Origin of the sequence: Streptomyces sp. NPDC052496 (assembly GCF_040679095.1) — a bacterium.
Lineage (GTDB): Bacteria > Actinomycetota > Actinomycetes > Streptomycetales > Streptomycetaceae > Streptomyces.
The window spans coordinates 1-17,205 of sequence record NZ_JBFAUH010000041.1; the positions used below are offsets into that span (position 1 = coordinate 1).

The 17,205-nt window shown below is 72.1% G+C and carries 16 protein-coding genes and 1 pseudogene; 8 read left to right on the forward strand and 9 right to left on the reverse strand.

The annotated features are described in order from the left end of the window. The 3 genes and pseudogenes from AB0L45_RS36020 to AB0L45_RS36030 form a co-directional block, all read right to left on the reverse strand. Positions 1–461: pseudogene (locus AB0L45_RS36020) on the reverse strand (two-component sensor histidine kinase); the annotation flags it as partial. Between the two features lie 201 nt (positions 462–662). After that, positions 663–1,886: an ABC transporter substrate-binding protein gene (locus tag AB0L45_RS36025; RefSeq protein ID WP_365847738.1), complete on the reverse strand. Its 1,224-nt coding sequence runs from the start codon at positions 1,884–1,886 to the stop codon at positions 663–665. Between the two features lie 196 nt (positions 1,887–2,082). Continuing rightward, a complete protein-coding gene (locus tag AB0L45_RS36030) occupies positions 2,083–3,366 on the reverse strand; it encodes an MFS transporter (RefSeq protein WP_365847740.1) in 1,284 nt (427 codons plus the stop codon). Positions 3,367–3,492: 126 nt separating this feature from the next. Here AB0L45_RS36030 and AB0L45_RS36035 point away from each other — a divergent pair, with 126 nt between their 5' ends. Continuing rightward, on the forward strand, positions 3,493–3,945 hold the full coding sequence (locus AB0L45_RS36035) for a helix-turn-helix domain-containing protein (protein WP_365847742.1): 453 nt from the start codon (positions 3,493–3,495) through the stop codon (positions 3,943–3,945). 345 nt (positions 3,946–4,290) lie between these two features. Here AB0L45_RS36035 and AB0L45_RS36040 read toward each other — a convergent pair whose 3' ends face one another. Continuing rightward, complete coding sequence (locus AB0L45_RS36040; protein WP_365847744.1) at positions 4,291–5,082, reverse strand: DUF6042 family protein; 792 nt, start codon at positions 5,080–5,082, stop codon at positions 4,291–4,293. A 325-nt stretch (positions 5,083–5,407) separates the two neighbouring features. Here AB0L45_RS36040 and AB0L45_RS36045 point away from each other — a divergent pair, with 325 nt between their 5' ends. Then, positions 5,408–6,304, forward strand: coding sequence for an alpha/beta hydrolase (locus AB0L45_RS36045; RefSeq protein ID WP_365847746.1), 897 nt, complete (start codon positions 5,408–5,410; stop codon positions 6,302–6,304). Between the two features lie 163 nt (positions 6,305–6,467). Here AB0L45_RS36045 and AB0L45_RS36050 read toward each other — a convergent pair whose 3' ends face one another. The 3 genes from AB0L45_RS36050 to AB0L45_RS36060 all read right to left on the reverse strand — a co-directional run bounded on the left by AB0L45_RS36050 (position 6,468) and on the right by AB0L45_RS36060 (position 9,895). Further along, complete coding sequence (locus AB0L45_RS36050) at positions 6,468–7,748, reverse strand: aromatic acid exporter family protein (protein ID WP_365847748.1); 1,281 nt, start codon at positions 7,746–7,748, stop codon at positions 6,468–6,470. Between the two features lie 163 nt (positions 7,749–7,911). Continuing rightward, positions 7,912–8,739 (reverse strand): SigB/SigF/SigG family RNA polymerase sigma factor, encoded by an 828-nt coding sequence (locus AB0L45_RS36055; RefSeq protein ID WP_365847750.1) that lies wholly within the window; start codon positions 8,737–8,739, stop codon positions 7,912–7,914. A 238-nt stretch (positions 8,740–8,977) separates the two neighbouring features. Continuing rightward, positions 8,978–9,895, reverse strand: coding sequence for an aminoglycoside phosphotransferase family protein (locus tag AB0L45_RS36060; RefSeq protein WP_365847752.1), 918 nt, complete (start codon positions 9,893–9,895; stop codon positions 8,978–8,980). Between the two features lie 274 nt (positions 9,896–10,169). Between AB0L45_RS36060 and AB0L45_RS36065 the strand changes: the two genes are divergently transcribed. From AB0L45_RS36065 to AB0L45_RS36075, 3 genes are all read left to right on the forward strand, one after another. Continuing rightward, complete coding sequence (locus tag AB0L45_RS36065; RefSeq protein WP_365847754.1) at positions 10,170–11,345, forward strand: protein-L-isoaspartate(D-aspartate) O-methyltransferase; 1,176 nt, start codon at positions 10,170–10,172, stop codon at positions 11,343–11,345. A gap of 508 nt (positions 11,346–11,853) precedes the next feature. Then, positions 11,854–12,195: a hypothetical protein gene (locus AB0L45_RS36070; protein ID WP_365847756.1), complete on the forward strand. Its 342-nt coding sequence runs from the start codon at positions 11,854–11,856 to the stop codon at positions 12,193–12,195. A gap of 292 nt (positions 12,196–12,487) precedes the next feature. Next, complete coding sequence (locus AB0L45_RS36075; protein WP_365847758.1) at positions 12,488–12,859, forward strand: VOC family protein; 372 nt, start codon at positions 12,488–12,490, stop codon at positions 12,857–12,859. Here AB0L45_RS36075 and AB0L45_RS36080 read toward each other — a convergent pair. Continuing rightward, positions 12,840–13,937, reverse strand: a complete 1,098-nt coding sequence (locus tag AB0L45_RS36080) for a WYL domain-containing protein (RefSeq protein ID WP_365847760.1) — start codon at positions 13,935–13,937, stop codon at positions 12,840–12,842. The two genes, AB0L45_RS36075 and AB0L45_RS36080, sit on opposite strands and share 20 nt — an antisense overlap. Before the next feature lie 230 nt (positions 13,938–14,167). Here AB0L45_RS36080 and AB0L45_RS36085 point away from each other — a divergent pair, with 230 nt between their 5' ends. The 3 genes from AB0L45_RS36085 to AB0L45_RS36095 all read left to right on the forward strand — a co-directional run bounded on the left by AB0L45_RS36085 (position 14,168) and on the right by AB0L45_RS36095 (position 16,519). Further along, a complete protein-coding gene (locus AB0L45_RS36085; RefSeq protein WP_365847762.1) occupies positions 14,168–15,643 on the forward strand; it encodes an MFS transporter in 1,476 nt (491 codons plus the stop codon). 465 nt (positions 15,644–16,108) lie between these two features. Further along, complete coding sequence (locus AB0L45_RS36090) at positions 16,109–16,285, forward strand: hypothetical protein (protein ID WP_365847764.1); 177 nt, start codon at positions 16,109–16,111, stop codon at positions 16,283–16,285. Positions 16,286–16,366: 81 nt separating this feature from the next. Beyond that, positions 16,367–16,519, forward strand: coding sequence for a hypothetical protein (locus AB0L45_RS36095; RefSeq protein WP_365847766.1), 153 nt, complete (start codon positions 16,367–16,369; stop codon positions 16,517–16,519). On the opposite strand, the gene AB0L45_RS36100 is transcribed toward AB0L45_RS36095, so the two are convergent. Then, positions 16,494–17,063 carry a DUF1360 domain-containing protein gene (locus AB0L45_RS36100; RefSeq protein WP_365847768.1) on the reverse strand — a complete coding sequence of 190 codons (570 nt, stop codon included), beginning with the start codon at positions 17,061–17,063 and terminating at the stop codon, positions 16,494–16,496. The genes AB0L45_RS36095 and AB0L45_RS36100 overlap by 26 nt on opposite strands. Positions 17,064–17,205: the final 142 nt, after the last annotated feature.

Genomic DNA, 17,205 nt, shown 5'->3' on the forward strand with positions numbered 1-17,205 from the left:
TGCAGGTCCGAACCGGCCACCCGCTGAGCGGTCCGGGTGATGCGGCCCAGCGGCGACAGCACCCGCCCCGCCATCGCGTACCCGAAGGCGAACGCCACGACGGTCAGCCCCAGCAGCGCCAGCAGCGAGCGGTTGAGGAAGGTCCGCAGCACCAGGGTGCGCCGGTCGCGGAGACAGTCGCCGATGGCCGCGTTGATGTCGTCGACCGTGGCGACCGACTGGAGGTGCCGGCAGTTGACGTTGCCCACGCTGATGTCCGTGCCGAAGACCTGGAACTCCGGGGTGCCCTCCTTGAGGGTGTTGGCCGCGAACAGGTAGATGATCGCCAGCAGCACGATGCCCGCCATCAGGAACATGCCGCCGTACAGCAGCGTGAGCCGTATCCGGATGGTCGGCCGGAGCCATCGCACCGGGCGGAGCGCGGGCTCCGGGCCGGCCGCGGGCTTCGGGCGCAGGGGCACCGGTGGATGCGGCTCGGTGGAAGCAGTCACAGCGATCAGCCCCGGCGGCCCCGTCGAGCGGACAGAACAACCGATACGGGGACGGGGACGGGGAACGAGCCCACAGCTGATCCTTCCTCAGGTGACGCGCTGCGCCGCGCGACAGGTGCAAACCCTGTCCATCCTGCATGGAAGTGCGGTAAACCGGCTGTAAGGGCGGCGCTACCGGTGCACCAGGAGGTCGGCGCCGACGGGCAGGCCGTCGACGTGTGGGTTGGTCACGACCGCCAGTTCGTAATCGTGACGGCTGCCCGGCTGCCACTGTCCGCCGGCGAGCGGGACGGTCGCGACGTTCGGTACCGGTCCCGCCGTCCAGTCCAGGCGGCCCGCGACGGTGTCCAGGCGCGTGCGGCCCACCGCCGCGGCGACCGCCGCCGGGTCGGTGGGGTCGTCGGCGGTCCGCAGGGCGTGGGCGGCGACCTCGAACAGGGCGTGGGCCAGGCCGAGGGGCTGGAGCCACTGCCGGCCCGTGGCCTGTTCGTAGGCGTCGGCGAGCTGGGCGGCGGTCGTGCCGTCCAGGGAGGAGCGGTAGGGGTGGGCGGGTGTCCAGTAGACCAGGGTCGCCACGTTCGCCTGCGCGGGCTGTCGGGCGGGCCCGGTGGCCGAGGGAGGGTAGGCGAGCCAGCGCGAGCAGGTGATGAGCCGGGGTGTGGCGCCGAGTTCGGCCGCGGTGGCGCGGAACAGGGCCAGGTCACGGCCGGTGGCCGCGCTGGTGACGAGGTCCGCGCCGGCGGCGGCGAACGCCGCGACGTGGCCGGAGAGGTCGGTGGCGGGTTCGGTGTAGGCCGACGGGTCCACCAGGTGGTGGCCACGAGCCCGGGCCACGGGGGCGAAGCCCCGCTCCGCGTCGCGGGACCACGCCCCTTGCGGCCCGTCGTTCCACAGGCAGCCCACCGTGCGCCCCGGGCCGCCGACCGCTTCCCACAGGTCCGCGAAGGTGTCGGCGATGGTGTCGAGTCCCCAGCAGAAGTGGTACGTGTGACGGAACGGTGTGGCGTCGCCCGCTCCGCGCCCGTAGTAGTACACCTGCCACGGAAACGCGCTCGACACGCACGGCACACCCGCCTCCTCGCAGGCGTCGGCGACGGCCGGCAGCACCTGGGTGCCGGCCAGCGTCACGACGATCCGTACGTCTTCGTCCGCCACCAGCTCGCGCACCGCCTGCCGTCCGCCGTCCGCGGTGGACCGGCTGTCCCGGCACACCAGGCGCACAGGATAGGTACGGCCCCCGTTGGTGAGCCGGGTGAGTCTGGGCCTCAGGAAGGACGCCGCAAAGTCGAGCGGGTCTCCCAGGCCCGCCAGCCGCCCGGTACGTGCGGCGACGACTCCGACGGCCAGGGTCCGCCCCGCCCCGTCCTCCCGGTCTCGCAGCTCCGCCGATTCCACGTACACCTCCGAGCGTTCGAGCCCTCGAACTTTCGCGCGCGTCCTGGGGACAACCGGCGGAGGGGCGCACCGGGCACGGGCACTCACCCGTTCAGCGGCCCGCTGGGGCGGCGGGGACGGTCGTGGGGGGGGAGGGAACAAGTAGGCCCAAGACGGGCGCAGACGGGGCAAGCCGACCGGGATTTGCGGGGAACGTTCAACTCCCGCTGCGCGACACCGCCTCAGCGTTCGGCCCCGCCGGGTCTCCGCGCCGGGTGAACACCCACAGCGCGAGCCCGAGGCAGCTGAACGCGGCGCCCAGCGCGCACACGGCGCCCCAGCCCGCCACCGCGTAGAGGGAGGTCGCGGCGACGGCACCGGTGGCGCTGCCGATCGAGTAGAAGACCATGTACCCGCCGATCAGCCGGCTCCCCGCGTCCGGGTGCAGCGCGTGGATCAGCGTCTGGTTGGTGACATGGACGGCCTGTACGGCGAGGTCGAGGAGGATCACCCCGGCGACCAGGGCCCAGAGCGAACTGCGGGTGGCGGACAGAGGCAGCCACGAGACGGCGAGCAGGGCCAGGGCGATGCCGGTGGTCCGCCGGGAGAGCCCGCGGTCGTTCAGCCGGCCCGCCACGGTCGCGGCCAGGGCGCCGGCCGCACCGACCAGTCCCAGCGCCCCGATCGCACTGTGGGACAGGAAGTACGGGGCCTCGCTGAGCGGCAGTGCGACGCTGCTCCACAGGGTGCTGAACGCGGCGAAGACCAGCAGGCCGAACAGGGCCCGCAGCCGCAGCAGCCGTTCCCGTGCGAACAGGGTGACCGTGGAGCGCAGGAGCTGACCGTAGCGCAACGCTGCCGGCGGGGCGGCGCTGTGCCGCGGCAGCACGCGGTACAGGACCAGGGCGAGCACAGCGGTGAGCGACGCCGAGGCGAGGTAGACGGAGCGCCAGCCCGCGAGATCGGCCAGCAGGCCGGAGGCGGTGCGGGCGAGCAGGATGCCGACGACCACGCCGCTGGTGACCACGCCGACGGCCCGGCCGCGCGCGGCGGGCGCGGCCAGCGCTGCCGCGAAGGCCACCAGCGTCTGTGTGACGACCGCGAGCAGCCCCGTCGCGGCCATGCCCGCGAGCAGGACCGCCGCCGTTCGGGCGGTGGCCACCACGGCCAGCGCCGCTACCAGGAGCACCAGCTGGGTCACGATGAGCCGTCGACGGTCGGCCACGTCGCCCAGCGGTACGAGGAGGAAGAGCCCCAGCCCGTAACCGACCTGGGTCAGAGTGACCACGCTGCCGATGAGCGCCGGGCTCATGGCGAGGTCGTGGCCCATGGTCACCAAGAGCGGCTGGGAGAAATAGACGTTGGCCACCGCCGCTCCGCAGGCGACGGCGAACAGCGCGACGACGCCACGGGGCAGGCCGGACGCGGAACTTCCCCCGTTCCGAGCCGCATTCCGTCGTGTCACGGCCTCGCCGCCCGCACCGTCAGTGGGCATCGACATCAGCCCCCACCCTTCGCACCTCGGGTACAACCCGGCCTGGCCTGGTTTCAACTTGCTACCAACGAGGGGAAAGGTAGCCCTTGCGGTAGCATGTTGCAACCACCGTCGGATCGAAGGAGGACCGCCATGGTGACCAGGACACGCTTCGACGACAGCGACTGCCCCGTCGCCCGGTCGGTGGACGCGATCGGCGACTGGTGGTCCCTGCTGATCGTGCGGGACGCCTTCGACGGAAGCCGGCGCTTCGGGGAGTTCCAGCGCAGTCTCGGCGTGGCGAAGAACATCCTCAGCGCACGCCTGCGCACGCTCGTCGCCGGCGGCGTCCTCTCATCCGTGCCCGCCTCGGACGGCAGCGCCTACCGCGAGTACGTACTGACTCCCAAGGGCAAGGCGCTCTTCCCCGTCATCGTGGCACTGCGGCAGTGGGGCGAACAGAACTTCTTCGCCCCCGGCGAGCCGCACTCACAGCTGGTCGACCGCCGGCAGGGCCGTACCCTGCCCGCGCTGGAGGTACGGTCCGCGGACGGGCGACGACTGGACCCCGACGACACCACCGTCCACAAGGTCTCCGCCGAGTGAGGCGACACCACCGTCCAGAAGGCCTCTGCCGAGTGAGGCGACACCGCCGTCCACAAAGTCTCCGCCGAGTATGGCGGCATCACCGCTCACAGCATCTCCACTGAGCGCCCTGAACCGGCGCCCGTCGCCACCGCGTCAGGTGCAGGACTGCCGCGAGCAGAAGGTTTTCCGGCAGCATCGCACCGGCCGGGCGCGCGATCGCCAGGTACAGGGTGAGACGAGGCCGACCGCCGCGCCGGCCACGGCGGCACCTTCACCGAGCCCGCTCCGCCGTCCCCGAGCCGGCCCACGAAAATACGGCAGGCCCGGAACGAGGAACCCCGTACCGGCCCAGCCCGGGCGGCGTCACAGGAGGGAGAGGGAATCGAGGTTGATGCGGTCCCAGTCCACGGCGATCTGGAAGCGGCTGTTCGCGGTCAGGTCCTTCACCGCGACGGCGACCGGGGGCTGTCCGCGGTACAGCCGGATCTCGCCCGTGTCCGTGGCGAGGCGGTCCAGGGCGGCCCGCAGCTTGTTCGTGCCGAAACCGGTGGCGCGCTTCAGCCGTTGCAGCGTCGTGACGAACTGTGCCGGGCAGCCCAGCGTACGGGCGGCGTACTCCAGCAGGGCATCCTCGGCCGGCCCGACGGCCTTCACCTTCCGGAAGTCCCGCAGCCACCCGGCCAGCCCTTCCGGCAGGGGCAGCACATCCTCCGGCCGGGGAAACTTGGCGGGCATCGTCCAATACCCGCCGTTTGCCTCGTGGTACCGGACGATGCCCAGGCGTTGCATGACGGCCACCAGGTCCCGCACGGTGGACGGCATCGCCAGTCCGGCCGCGCGCAGCGCCTCTTCGCACCACGCACGGCGCGTCTCCGCGTCCGCGATGATCTGCGCGGCTTCCTCCGGACTCGCCGCCACCTCGACGGCCTCCATGTCCGGCCACACCAGCGGCGACTCCAACCCCTGGTCGCCGAGCCGGTACGAGACAACTGCCGGGGCGTCGACGGAGATCCGTCCGACGACGGTGTCGAGGTCGCCCGCCAGGTTCGCAGCCACCGCGGTGCTGAGCAGCATGGCCGTCCACATGGCCTGGTGGAGCGGCAGGACCACCTCCCAGCCGCTCTCGAACCAGTCGTTGCGGATGCACAGTTGCACTGCATCAGGCCGTTGCGACTCGTCGGGCTGTTGCACTGAACCAGGCCGTTGCACTGAACCAGGCCGTTGCACTTCATCGGGTCGTTGCACTTCATCAGGCCGGTACGGGGTGTTGGTGGTGTTTCCAGCAGGCATGTCGTTCTCCTTGTCGGTTGAAAGGACTAACGACGGCGGACGGTGCGCGATGCTGGTGTACCGATCGGTGCGCGGTGCCGGCGTGTGATGCCGGTGCGGGGTGCCGGTGCGCCGATCGGTGCGTGATCTCCGCGGGATGCCCGACGGGTGGCGGATGAACGCGGGCGGGACGACCGCGAGGATGGACGGCATGGATCCCGAACTCGAAGCGTTCATCCCGTTGTTCCCCAAGGCCGATCTGACCGACCCGGTCGCCGAGCGCAAGAACCTGGCCGGGCTGGCAGCCTCCGTTCCGGCGCCGGACACCTCCGGTATGGACGTCGAGGACCGTACGGTGTCCGCCGGCCCGGACGTACCGGTGCGGATCTATCGTCCGCGCCACGCGCGGGGCGCCGTGGTCTGGCTGCACGGCGGCGGGTTCGTCATGGGCGACCTGGAGACCGAGCACCCGTGGGCCGCCCGGCTCGCGGCGCTCTCCGGCGCGGTGGTGATCTCGGTGGGTTACCGGCTGGCTCCCGAGCACCTGTTCCCGGCCGCCCTGGACGACGCGTACGCCGTACTGGCCTGGGCTGCCGAGCACGCGGCGGAACTCGGCTTCGACGCGGAACGGATCGCGGTCGGCGGCCACAGTGCCGGCGGCGGGCTCGCGGCGGCACTGGCGCTACGGGCGCGTGACGAACGGGGGCCCGCGATCTGTTACCAGTTGCTCAACCAGCCCCAGCTCGACGACCGCCAGGAGACGTGGTCGCAGCGGAACTTCACCGCCACGCCCTGGATGACCCGCGACAAGGTCGCCGCGGCGTGGCGGCACTATCTGGGGCCCGGCCCCGCCACCCCGTACGCGGCCCCGGCACGCGCCGACGACCTGTCCGGCCTGCCCCCTGCCTACGTCGCCACCGCCGAGCTCTGCCCGAACCGCGACGAGGACATCACGTACGCGCTGCGCATGCTGCGGGCGGGGGTACCGGTCGAGCTGCATCAGTGGCCAGGCACGTTCCACGGGTCGCAGGCGATCCTGTCCGCCGAGGTGTCGCAGCGGCAGATCGCCGAACTGGGCGCCGTCCTGCGCCGTGCCGTCCGGCGCTGAAGATCACTCGGACAGGTCGGCAGCTGGGGGAATCCGACGGGAGCGGGGGCCGGCGGCAGCCAGGGCGGCCGACGGCGGCGGAGGGAGGACGGCCGCCGCCGTCGGGGGGGGCCGCCGGCGGCGGGGGCCGCCCCCCCTGCTGCCGGCGGCCGTCCTCCCGCCCTCACGCGTCGGCCTGCCGCCGGAGCACCGAGCAGGTGTACTGGAACTCGTCCATCAGCCGGGTGGCCTCCACCACCAGCACTCCGTACGGGTACGCCGGGTCAGTCAGCGGCAGCCCGTCCTGCGCGGCCTGTTCGGTCACCCGGCGGCAGTACTCCTGCGCCTGGTCCGTGAGCTCGCACAGTTCGCCGGTCTGGTCGGCCAGCGAGTCCTCGTTCACCTGCCCGAGGACCTGGGTGATCCGGGAGACCGACTCCAGGAAGTCGGCGTAGCGGCTCAGGAAGCGCCGGTCCTGTTCGCCGCCGTCCTGGCGCCACTGGTCGAGGCTGCGGGTGAGCGAGGCCACCTGGTACATGGTCCGTTCCAGCGCCTTGAGCACCGCGCCGTACCCTTCGAAGTTCGTCCGGCCCCGGTGGCGGCCCAGGCGGTTGCGCGGGTTGTAGTAGAGGCTCTCCCGGGCCGTCCGCAGCCCGTTCTCGGCCTGGCTGATCAGCCCGCCGGTCTGCTCGGCCCGGTCGCGCCAGTGGCTGATGCGTTCCTTCTCCATCTCCCCTTCGCGCATCGCCGGGTACATGTCGCTGACCAGGTCGCACAGGGCGCGGGCGAGCGTGTGGATCCCGTGTTCGGCACTGCGGTAGCGCAGTGGGGGCACCAGGGTGACGTTGACCAGGACGCCGACGCCGCACCCGATGAGGACCAGCAGGATGATCTGCCCGAGGTGGGTGATCTTGCCGAGGCCGGCCGGCGCCTGGACGTAGGTGGAGAAGGCGAAGAAGGCCGCCGTCGCCACCTGGGTACCCTGCGACCCCAGGGCGGGCCACCGCCCGATGGTGAGCGCCACCACCGCCACGAGCGCGAAGGTGAGCAGGTCGGGGCCGGCCAGGTAGCCCAGCGCCGCCTGCACGGCGACGCCGGTCGCCACGGCGCCCACGTACCGCAGCGACTGCAGCAGGGACTGGTACACCGTCACCTGCATGATCAGAACGGCGGAGAACGGTGCGAACGCCGGCGACTCCGCGTCGAGCAGGTTGTAGGAGCACACCCAGGCGATGGTCGCCGCCAGGGTGCTCTTGCCGATCAGCAGCAGGGTGTGGCGTTCGTGTCCCGCCGAGCCCCAGGCCCGGGTCCACCACTGCCGCGCACGGGCGACGCGCCCCTGCGCCGCGGGCTGCTCACGGTGCCCTTCCGAGGAGCCCCGCCATGCGGGCCGGTCCTCCCGTTCGTCCGTCCCACGGTTCCGCTTACGCGCCGGAAGCTCTTGCTTCCGCGTCTGACCGGCCATGCACGCTCCGTTCCACTCCATCCTCTTCCGGTCCGCTTCCGTCGGAGGACCGTACGTTCTCACTCGGTACCCCGTCGGCGCGGCCACACCGCATGCCCCGTCCGTCCCGATGGGTCACGGATCAGGGGCGGGCTCGCGGTCCGCGCCGTACGGGCACCACGGCTCAGGCGGCCTTGCGGTACTTCTCCGCCGGGGCCCGCGTCGCCTCCGCGCGTATCCGGGACAGCGCCCGGTTGAGCAGGCGCGAGACGTGCATCTGCGACACGCCCAGTTCGGCGGCGATGGCGCTCTGCGTCATGTCCTCGAAGAACCGCAGGTACAGGATGCGGCGGTCCCGCTCGGGCAGCCGGGCCAGTACCGGCTTGACCGTCTCGCGGTCCTCGACGAGCGCGAAGGCGTCTTCGAGCGCGCCGAGGACGTGCATCAGGGTGTGGTCGTCACGGCTCTCACCGCCGTGGTCGAGGGCGGCGTCCAGGGACAGGGACCGGTAGCTCTCCAGCGCCCTCAGCCCGAGGGTGACGTCCTTCTCGGGCAGCTGGGTGTACGCGGCGATCTGCTCGGTGCTGGGTGTACGCCCGTCCAGGGTGGTGCTGAGTTCCTTGACGGCGATACGGACCTTGTTGCGCAGTTCCTGGATCCGGCGCGGCACGTGCACGTGCCAGGTGTGGTCGCGGAAGTGCCGCTTCAGCTCGCCGGTGATGGTGGGCACGGCGAACTGCTCGAACGCGTCGGCGCGCTCGGGATCGAACCGGTCGACGGCCTTGACCAGGCCCAGGGCGGCGACCTGCTTGAGGTCGTCGAGGTGCTCGCCGCGCTCCCGCAGCCGGTACGCCAGACGGTGGGCCATCGGCAGCCAGGCGGTGATGATGCGTCGGCGTATCTGCTCCTTGACCGGCCCCTCCTCCAGCGTGGCCAGCAGACGGAACTCGTCGCTGGTGTCGACATCGTTGGCACCGCGCTCATGGGTACGCGCGGTCGCGGGGGTGGCCATCGCCGGCTCTCCTTTGCCGCTCAGGTGTGGTGGTCCACAGGCAGGCCGGAGGCCGGTCCGGAAAACGGCAGACGGGCCCCTCGGCCGAAAAAGGGAAGGGTGCCTACGGTTCCGAAGCACTGCCGCTCGTGTGTCCCGGCCGGCCGCCCTTACACCCGGCGTTTCGGCGTTACGGCTGTGGTGTGAGTCACGGGGCGGCGTGGGGCGGGGTACGGCAGGAGCGGGCCGGGCGTCGCGCCTACCGGTGCAGCAACGCCTCCGCGACGGTGACCTGGGACGGGGCGAGGGACGTCGCCCCGTCCTCGATGTCCCACAGGGAGTTCTGCAGCAGCCGGCCCAGCGTCCAGCCGGCCGCCCGCTCGCGGTCCAGGCCGAGTGCATCGGTGAGCAGGTCGAACCGGCGCCGTACCACGCGGTGGGCCGCCCCCGTCGCGGCGATCTCCTCCCAGCGGCTGTCCAGCGCGGGCCACAGGTCGAAGCCGGGGTCGCCGGCCAGTGGCTCCGGGTCGATGGCGAGCCATGGTTCGCGCTCCCCGGCCAGCACGTTGTCGTAGTGCAGGTCCCAGTGCAGCAACCGGTCCCCCGGTTCGTCCGCCAGGTCGGCCACGACCGACGCCCAGGTCCGCAGGTGCTGCCGGTCGACGGGGTCGGACAGTGCCGGCACCGCCGTGGGTACCTGCTCCAGCAGGCCGGCGGCGATGTCGCCGAGTCCGCGCAGGCCCGCCGGGGCGGGGACGGAGACCAGGCGCCGCAGCAGCCCGGCCAGGACGGACATCGCGGTGTCGTCGTCCGCGACGGACGCGAGCGTCCGGGATCCGTCCAGCCGCTCCAGCAGCATGACGCCGCTCGCGCGATCGTCGCCCAGCAGCCGTACGGCACCGTCGCCGTTCCAGGTACGCAGTCCGATCAGCGCGGCGTCGGTCTCCTCCGTGGGCGGCTGTAACCGCAGCACGGCGCGCGTCCCGTCCGTCCGTACGACCGGCAGTACGAGTGAGGCCATCCCGGAAGCGGCCGCACCGTCCCGCCTCAGCTCCCAGCGTTCGAGGAACCGCGCGACCTGGGCGGGCAGACCGGCGAGCCAGGCTCGCCCGGTGTCGCTCCTGCCGTACGAAGCGGTCAGGGCGTCCGGGATGTCGACGTTTTCCACCGTGCTCATCAGCATGCTTCCTTTGCCGGGGCGTGCGGGCCTACGGGTGTGCGGGTGTGCGGGTGTGCGGTTCGAACGCGATGACCGTACGTCACGCTCTCGCGAGTGGTCGCCGTACAGCAGGGTCTGGAAGGCCGATTCCCGGGGCAGACTGGGCCCGTTCCGACCGGCCATGAGGAGGCAGTGTGGGAAATCACCGGGGCGAGCCGTCCGACAAGCCGTGGACGCCGCCGCCCGATCCGCCCAGTCCGGACGGCGACAACCCGGGCAAGAAGAAGTAGCGGTGCGCCGGCGAGACGAAGACGCGGCGGTGTGCTGGCGCGACGTGGCGCGCACCGCGCTCGCCGCGAAGGGGGCCTTCCGCCGGCCGTGGCTGGCGGAGGCGTTCGACGCGGTGGATCGGGAGCGGTTCGTGCCCTCCCGGTTCTGGGGGCTGCCCGCCCGGGACGACGGCCGCTGTCCGCTGCTGGACCGGGAGGAGGACGAGGAACGGTGGCGGCGGGCCGTGTGGGACACCCGCCGTTCCGCGATCGTGCAGATGGACGACGGGGCCACCGCGCCCGACGGACCGGCGCGCGGCGACTTCACCTCGTCCGTGTCCGCGCTGGACATCGCGTACGAGAAGCTGTGCCACCTGGATCTCGAACCGCACCACCGCGTCCTGGAGATCGGCACGGCGTCCGGCTACAACACGGCGCTGCTGTGCGAGCGGGTCGGCAGCGCGCGGGTGGCGACCGTGGAGGTGGATCCGGTGCTCGCCGCGTGGGGCGCGGACAACCTCAAGCGGGCCGGGTACGCGTCGGTGCGGGCCGTCTGCGGCGACGGGCTGGCGGGCGGCCCGCCGGACCGGGCGGCATTGGACCCGTACGACCGTGTCCTCAGTACGGCGTCGGTCCGGCGCATCCCTACGGCGTGGCTGGCGCAGACCGCCGACGGAGGGGTGATCCTCACTCCCTTCGGGACGGCGTACGCCAACGCGGGCCTGCTCAAACTGCGGGTACGGGACGGCCGCGCCCAGGGGACGTTCGTCGGCAGCGCTCACTACATGTGGGTCCGGGGCCAGCGACCCCGCCGTGTGATCGACGTACCGGACGGCTCCCGCCCGCGCGCCTCGCCCCTGGACCCGGCGGAAGTGCTCCAGGGCAGCTGGCAGCAGGACTTCGCCATCGGCCTGCACGTACGCGACATCGACTACACCCACCGCGGCGACGGGGCGGACCGGCAGGTCCAGCTCTGGGACGAGTCCGGTACGTCGGCCGCCGTCGTGTCGTACGACGCCTGGTGGCGGCGGGGTGCGGTCCGCGTCTGGGGGCCGCGCGACCTGTGGCGGGAGGCCGTCACCGCGTACACCTGGTGGCGTACTCACGGTCGGCCGGACCTCCCACGTTTCGGCCTGAGCGTGGAGACCGACGGCACGCACAGCGTGTGGCTGGACGAGCCCGGCCGACGGGTCGGGTGATGGCGGCCGTTCATTGCTGCCCGTTCATTGCTGCCCGTTCATTGCTGCCCGATCGTTGCTGCCCGTTCGTGGCCGCACGATCGTCGCTCCTCGTTTGTCGCTTCCCGTTCGTCGCTTCCCGTTCGTCGGTCCGCGTTCGTCGGTCCGCGTTCGTGGGCCGCAGGGTGACAAGCGCGCCAGTTTCGGCGGGCCGGCTCAGGGGTGCGTGGCTGGGGCCCAACTGCCGTGCGGGACTCATGGGCCCGCAGACGTCTCCGTACGGATCGGATTCCGCCGAAGATTCTCCCCCTCCCGCGTCGCAGCCGGCACCGCACCCCTCAGCCCTCACCGGCGCCCCTCCCCCACGAGGGAACGGCGGTTCGGGACGGAACCGCCAGGTGGCCGTATCCCCGGCCTGCGCGCCGAGCGAACCAGTCGGCGTCATTCGCCCTGCGGTGCCCCGGATCCGCGGGACTACGTTGACTGGCGGCCCGGGGAGCGGCCCCGCGGCCGGACCGAGGGGAAGAACATGGCGAACGCGGACTTCCGGGCCAGGACAGTGATCCGCCGGAACCAGGCCTGGACATCCGGCGACGGCAACACCCTGCTGCGCCTGCAGGAGGACGGCAACTTCGTCGTCTACCGCCACGGCAAGGCGGCCTGGCAGGCCGACAACGTGTATCCGAACGGCGACACGGCCGCCTTCGAGATGGACGGTGACCTCGTCGTCTACGACACCAGCGGCCGGCAGATCTGGCACTCCGACACCAGCGGGAACCACGGAGCCACCTTCTCCGTGCAGGACGACGGCAATGTCGTCATCTACAACTCCGACGGCGGCCCGATCTGGCAGACCGACACCGCGGGCTGACACCCGCACAGGCGCGGGTCCGCGCCAGCCCGGCCCACGGCGAGCCCCTGCTGATGTTCCGCGACATCGCGGCGGCGGGGGCTCGTCCCACGGGTGGCACCGCCTCGGAATTGGACGGGCCTCGGTGGTCAAGTGGCCAGCCCCCGGGCATGTCAGGAGTTTGACACAGCTTCCGGGTGCACCTACATTCCAGGTGTCAGAGTTTTGACATCCCCTCCCGTTATCCGGCATCCGGCATCCGTCATCCGGCACGGATTTCCGCCGCGCCTGATCACCCTGAAATGAGGCCCCTATGACCGCCACCCTCCTCGGCCCCGACTTCCTCGCTCTCCAGGTACGCGACGTCGAAGCGGCAGCCGCCTTCTGCGAGAAGCACCTCGGTCTGCGCCGGGCCCCCGCTTCGCCGCCCGGCGCGGTGGTGTTCGCCACCGAGCCGGTCGCGTTCGCCGTCCGTGAGCCGCTGCCGGGAGTGGAGCTGGACGGGGCCGCCCGGCCCGGCCTCGGCGTGGCCCTGTGGTTCCGCACCACGGACGCCCAGGAGCTGCACGACCAGCTCAGCGCCGCCGGCGTGACCATCCTCAGCCCGCCGCAGGACACCCCTTTCGGCCGCGCCTTCACCTTCGCCGGTCCCGAGGGGTACGCCCTCACGGCACACGGCAGCTGACCGGCGGCGTCATCGCGTGACGCCGCGCTGCCGCGGCGTACCGGTGGGCCAGTTCCTCGCACGCGGCGGCGAGTTCCGGTGGGCCGATCACCTCGATGTCGCAGCCGAAGGTGCCGATCAGGGCCGCCAGTCCCGGCCACGACCACGCGCCGAGGCCGAGCCGGCAGCGGTCCGGGGCGACTTCCTCGACCACGGCGCCGCCGGGCGCCCAGCGGGCGACGACCGCGGCGGGGGCGTCGAGGATCACTTCGCCGTGGCAGGCCCACTGTTCGGGAACGTCTCCGCGGTCGAGCTGGCCGACGACGAACGCCGCGACGTCGGCGCCGGGCAGTTCCCGCGGCGCGAAGCGGAGCCCGGTGGGGGCGTGCGGCGTGACCCGGTCGACCCGGAAGGTACGCCAACGGCAGCGCCGCACCTCCCACGCGACGAGGTACCAGCGGCCGGACCACATGACGAGGTGGTGCGGCTCCACGCGGAAGGACAATTCCGGACCGTCCGGGCTGTCCGGGCTGCCCGGGCTGCCCGGGCCGTCCGGACCGTCCAGGCCGTCCGGACCGTCCGGGCTGTCCGCACCATCCGGGCCGTCCAGGCCGTCCGCGTAGTCGAAGGTCAGTACCTCGCAGTGGCGGACGGCCGCGCCCACGGCGAGCAGCACCCGCGAGTCGACCGGCGGCGCCGCGAGGTCCCACGCGTTGTCGATGGACGTCACCCGTACCGAGTCGACCCGCCGCCGCAGCCGCTCCGGCATGACCTGGCGGACGGTGGCCAGCGCGCGGGCGGCCGCTTCACCGAGACCGGCCACCGTGGAAGGGGCGGTCTGCAGTGCGACGGCGACCGCGATGGCCTGTTCGTCGTCGAACAGCAGGGGCGGGATCTTCGCCCCCGCGTCCAGGCGGTACGCGCCTCCCGGCCCCTTGGTGACGCGTACGGGATAGCCGAGTTCCCGTAACCGGCCGATGTCCCGGCGCACGGTGCGCGGGCTCACCTCCAGGCGTTCCGCCAGTACCTGACCCGGCCATTCGCGTCGGGACTGGAACAGGGAGAGCAGCAGGAGGAGGCGCGCCGATGTCTCTGCCATGGCTCAACCGTGCCAGGAGTATCGGCCATCATGTGGCCGGTACTCCTGTGACGCTGGCGTGCATGACCCATTCATCCGCAGCACGAACGTCACAGCAGCGGGGCGCATCCGCGTCCGGCCCGGAACAAGGAGAGGCAGCGGGCGAGGCAGGAGTCGACGCAGGAGGCGACACAGGAAGCGACGCAGGAGGCGGCCCAAGGGACGAGGCAGGAGCCGGGCCCGGGCCGGATGTGGCCGCCGTCTCCGGTTCCTCCGCCGTGGTGGCCCTCGTCGTGGTGCTCATCGCCTCCTTCATGGAGCTTCTCGACGCGACGATCATCACGGTCGCCGCTCCGGCCATCGCCGAGGGGCTGGGCGCCGGTGCGGCCACGTTGCAGTGGACCGTCGCGGGGTACACCCTCGCGCTCGGCGCCGGTCTGATCACCGGTGGGCGCGTCGGTGACCAGTTCGGACGGCGCCGCGTCTTCCTGATCGGGCTGGCGGCTTTCGCGGTCACCTCGGCGGCCTGCGCGCTCGCCCCGGACCCGGTGGTCCTCGTCGTCACCCGCGTCGCCCAGGGGCTGGCGGGCGGGCTGATGGTTCCGCAGGTGTTCGGCATCATCCGGTCGTCGTTCGCGCCGGCCGTCCGGGCGAAGGCGTTCGGCGCGTACGGCGCGGTGCTCGGGCTCGCGTCGGTGGCGGGGCCGCTGCTCGGCGGCCTGCTCGTCGACGCGGACGTGTTCGGCCTGGGCTGGCGGACGATCTTCTGGGTGAACGTTCCGGTCGCGGCGGCCGGACTCGTACTCGGCCTGCGGTTCCTGCCGGAGTCGAACGCGGCCGGAAGGGCCCGGCTGGACCTGCCCGGCGCGGCGCTCGCCGCGCTGGCGGCGGTGTGCGTCCTGCTGCCCCTGGTCCAGGGCCGCGAGTGGGGCTGGCCCTGGTGGGGCTTCGTCCTGCTGGCCCTGTCCGTGCCGGTCACGGCGCTGTTCCTCAGGAGGGAGCGCCGTCTGGTCGCGCGCGGGGGCCAACCCGTCCTCGACCCGGGCCTGTTGCGGGTACGGGCCTTCAGCAGCGGCCTGGCCGCCTCCGCGCTGTTCTTCGGCGCCATCGGCTCGTTCTTCCTGCTGCTGTCGCTCTACCTCCAGTACGGCACGGGACGCTCGGCCCTGGAAGCCGGGGCGGTCATCCTTCCGTACGCGGTCGGCTCGACCCTCACGTCCGGAGCCGGCGTACAGCTGGCCGCGCGCGCCGGCCGTCGGCTGCTCGTCACCGGCTCGCTCATTCTCGCCGCCTCGCAGCTCCTGTTGCTGTTCGTCGTACGGGGCGGAGCCGAACCCGCGTACTGGCAACTGGCGTTGCCCTTGTTCGTCGGCGGGCTCGGGCTGGGGCTGACGTCGCCGTCACTGGTCAACGTCGTCCTCGCGGGAGTACCCGCACGGGACGCGGGTGCTGCCGGCGGCGCGCTCACCACCGTCGGCCAGGTCGGGAACGCGGTCGGGGTGGCTGTTCTGGGCGTAGGTTTCTTCGCCTCGCTCGAAGCGTCTTCGGCTGCCGGGTCTCCCCCGCTCGCAGCGTACGGAGAGGCGTTCTCCGCCGTCCTGCCCTGGCAGGTCGCGTTCTACGTCGCGGCGGCAGCGCTGATGCTGCTGCTCCCGAAGCACGCGCACGCCCTGGCAGAGGCTTCGGAGCCGACGGCCGTCAGGAGGGGCGGGAAGCGATGCGGGTGAGGCCGAGCGCCGCGGAGGGAGTGCAGCGGCAGGTGCGACGTGCAGCATCACACGCTGCATAGAGGCCCGCAAGGGAAGCAGAGCCCCCCATGAGGGGAGCAGGACCCCGAGGGTGAAGCGGTGGTGACCAGGTTTCCGGACGCGGGCCGGAGGGCGTCCGGAGCCTGGTCGTGCGGTGGCTCCTGGGGCGGCGGGCCAGCGGCGGGGTGCGCCGTCGATGGTTTCTGCGCCCCCTGATGACGACCCGTGCTCCGGTATGCGCATCGTGCGCCGGTTCCGCGCGTCCACGGCCTCGGCGTAACCGTTCCTAGGGGGTTTTGTGATGTTTTTGTAGGCGCACTCTGTGCTTGGGGGAGTCATGGACTTCGGGGGCCGGGGGGAGGGCATCATGTGGGGCAGCCGATGCGGTGCCCAGGTCATCCAAGGGCCCGACGGCAGCTGGTCTTGCAACTGCGGAGCATCCGGATGACAGAGAACCATGGTGTCCCGACGGAGGAAAGTGTGGGGGCGGGCGAACCGCTCCCGGTCTACTTCACCTCCGCCACCTGCCCAGAGTGCCAGAGCGCGAACGACGGCCTCAACGGCCGCTTCGCGTGCGGCGCCTGCGGCACCACGTACGCCTTGGAGCCGCCGACGCTCTGAATCCCCGGGCTCCTGGGCATGCGCCGAAGCCGAGGCCGGAGCCGAGGCCGTGGTCGAAGCCGGAACCGTGGTCGGTGTCGGGTGCCCTGGTCGGCGTCGGGTGCCCTGGTCGGCGTCGGGACCGCAGCCGTGGACGTGGTCATGGACGTGGTCATGGTCATGGACGTGGCCATCGACGTGGACGTGATCATGGTCGTCGGCCGGCGTCTCATCCCTCGGCCCGCTCCTGAGTGACACTCCAGGCGTACTGGAGCCAGTCCGAGAGCGCGACGGCACTCAGCCCGCAGGCGACCAGCCGGGTGGCTCGCGGGGCGACCGCGTAGCCGCATACCAGCGACGTACCGATCCAGGCGGCCAGGCAGAAGGGACAGGCGACCAGCTCGCCCGCGGCCAGGCGCAGGCCGTGTCCGCGGGGTTCGTCCATGACCTCGCTGGCGCTGACGGCCTCCTTCCGACGGGTGAACGGCGCCCGTACGAGACTGGTGATCTTGTCCTTCGCCAGCAGTCGCGATGCCTTGTACGTCGCCGCACCCAGCAGCAGCACGTCCCACGGAGGGACACGGGAGGGGAGCGTACGTCCGGACTTCCGGTAGCCGAGCGCGAACAGGGCCGTGGCCGCCGTGTAGGTACCGGCCAGCACGGCATAGCCCCGCATGGGCACCTCCTCCCCCTGTGCGTACGTTCCGTCCGCCGGGCCGTCCGCCGAGCCGTCCGCTGAGCCGGCGCGGCCGGCCGTGCCGCCGGGCTTGCCTTCTTCCGGGAGCGGATTGAATGCCATGCTGCTGCCTCCTACGACGACGCTGAGGCTGGACCGGTACCCCCGAAACCGCCCGGTGCACGTCGATGAGGCGAGATGCGACCGAACGTGTCGCCGAAGAGGAGCACGGCCGGGCGGCCGGCGGGGCCACCGGGCAGCGGCA

Coding starts and splice junctions, on each gene's coding strand:
- AB0L45_RS36030 (WP_365847740.1), bottom strand. CDS start 3,366: ATGTCGATGCCCACTGACGGTGCGGGCGGCGAGGCCGTGACACGACGG.
- AB0L45_RS36035 (WP_365847742.1), top strand. CDS start 3,493: ATGGTGACCAGGACACGCTTCGACGACAGCGACTGCCCCGTCGCCCGG.
- AB0L45_RS36045 (WP_365847746.1), top strand. CDS start 5,408: ATGGATCCCGAACTCGAAGCGTTCATCCCGTTGTTCCCCAAGGCCGAT.
- AB0L45_RS36050 (WP_365847748.1), bottom strand. CDS start 7,748: ATGGCCGGTCAGACGCGGAAGCAAGAGCTTCCGGCGCGTAAGCGGAAC.
- AB0L45_RS36055 (WP_365847750.1), bottom strand. CDS start 8,739: ATGGCCACCCCCGCGACCGCGCGTACCCATGAGCGCGGTGCCAACGAT.
- AB0L45_RS36060 (WP_365847752.1), bottom strand. CDS start 9,895: ATGAGCACGGTGGAAAACGTCGACATCCCGGACGCCCTGACCGCTTCG.
- AB0L45_RS36070 (WP_365847756.1), top strand. CDS start 11,854: ATGGCGAACGCGGACTTCCGGGCCAGGACAGTGATCCGCCGGAACCAG.
- AB0L45_RS36075 (WP_365847758.1), top strand. CDS start 12,488: ATGACCGCCACCCTCCTCGGCCCCGACTTCCTCGCTCTCCAGGTACGC.
- AB0L45_RS36080 (WP_365847760.1), bottom strand. CDS start 13,937: ATGGCAGAGACATCGGCGCGCCTCCTCCTGCTGCTCTCCCTGTTCCAG.
- AB0L45_RS36090 (WP_365847764.1), top strand. CDS start 16,109: ATGACAGAGAACCATGGTGTCCCGACGGAGGAAAGTGTGGGGGCGGGC.
- AB0L45_RS36100 (WP_365847768.1), bottom strand. CDS start 17,063: ATGGCATTCAATCCGCTCCCGGAAGAAGGCAAGCCCGGCGGCACGGCC.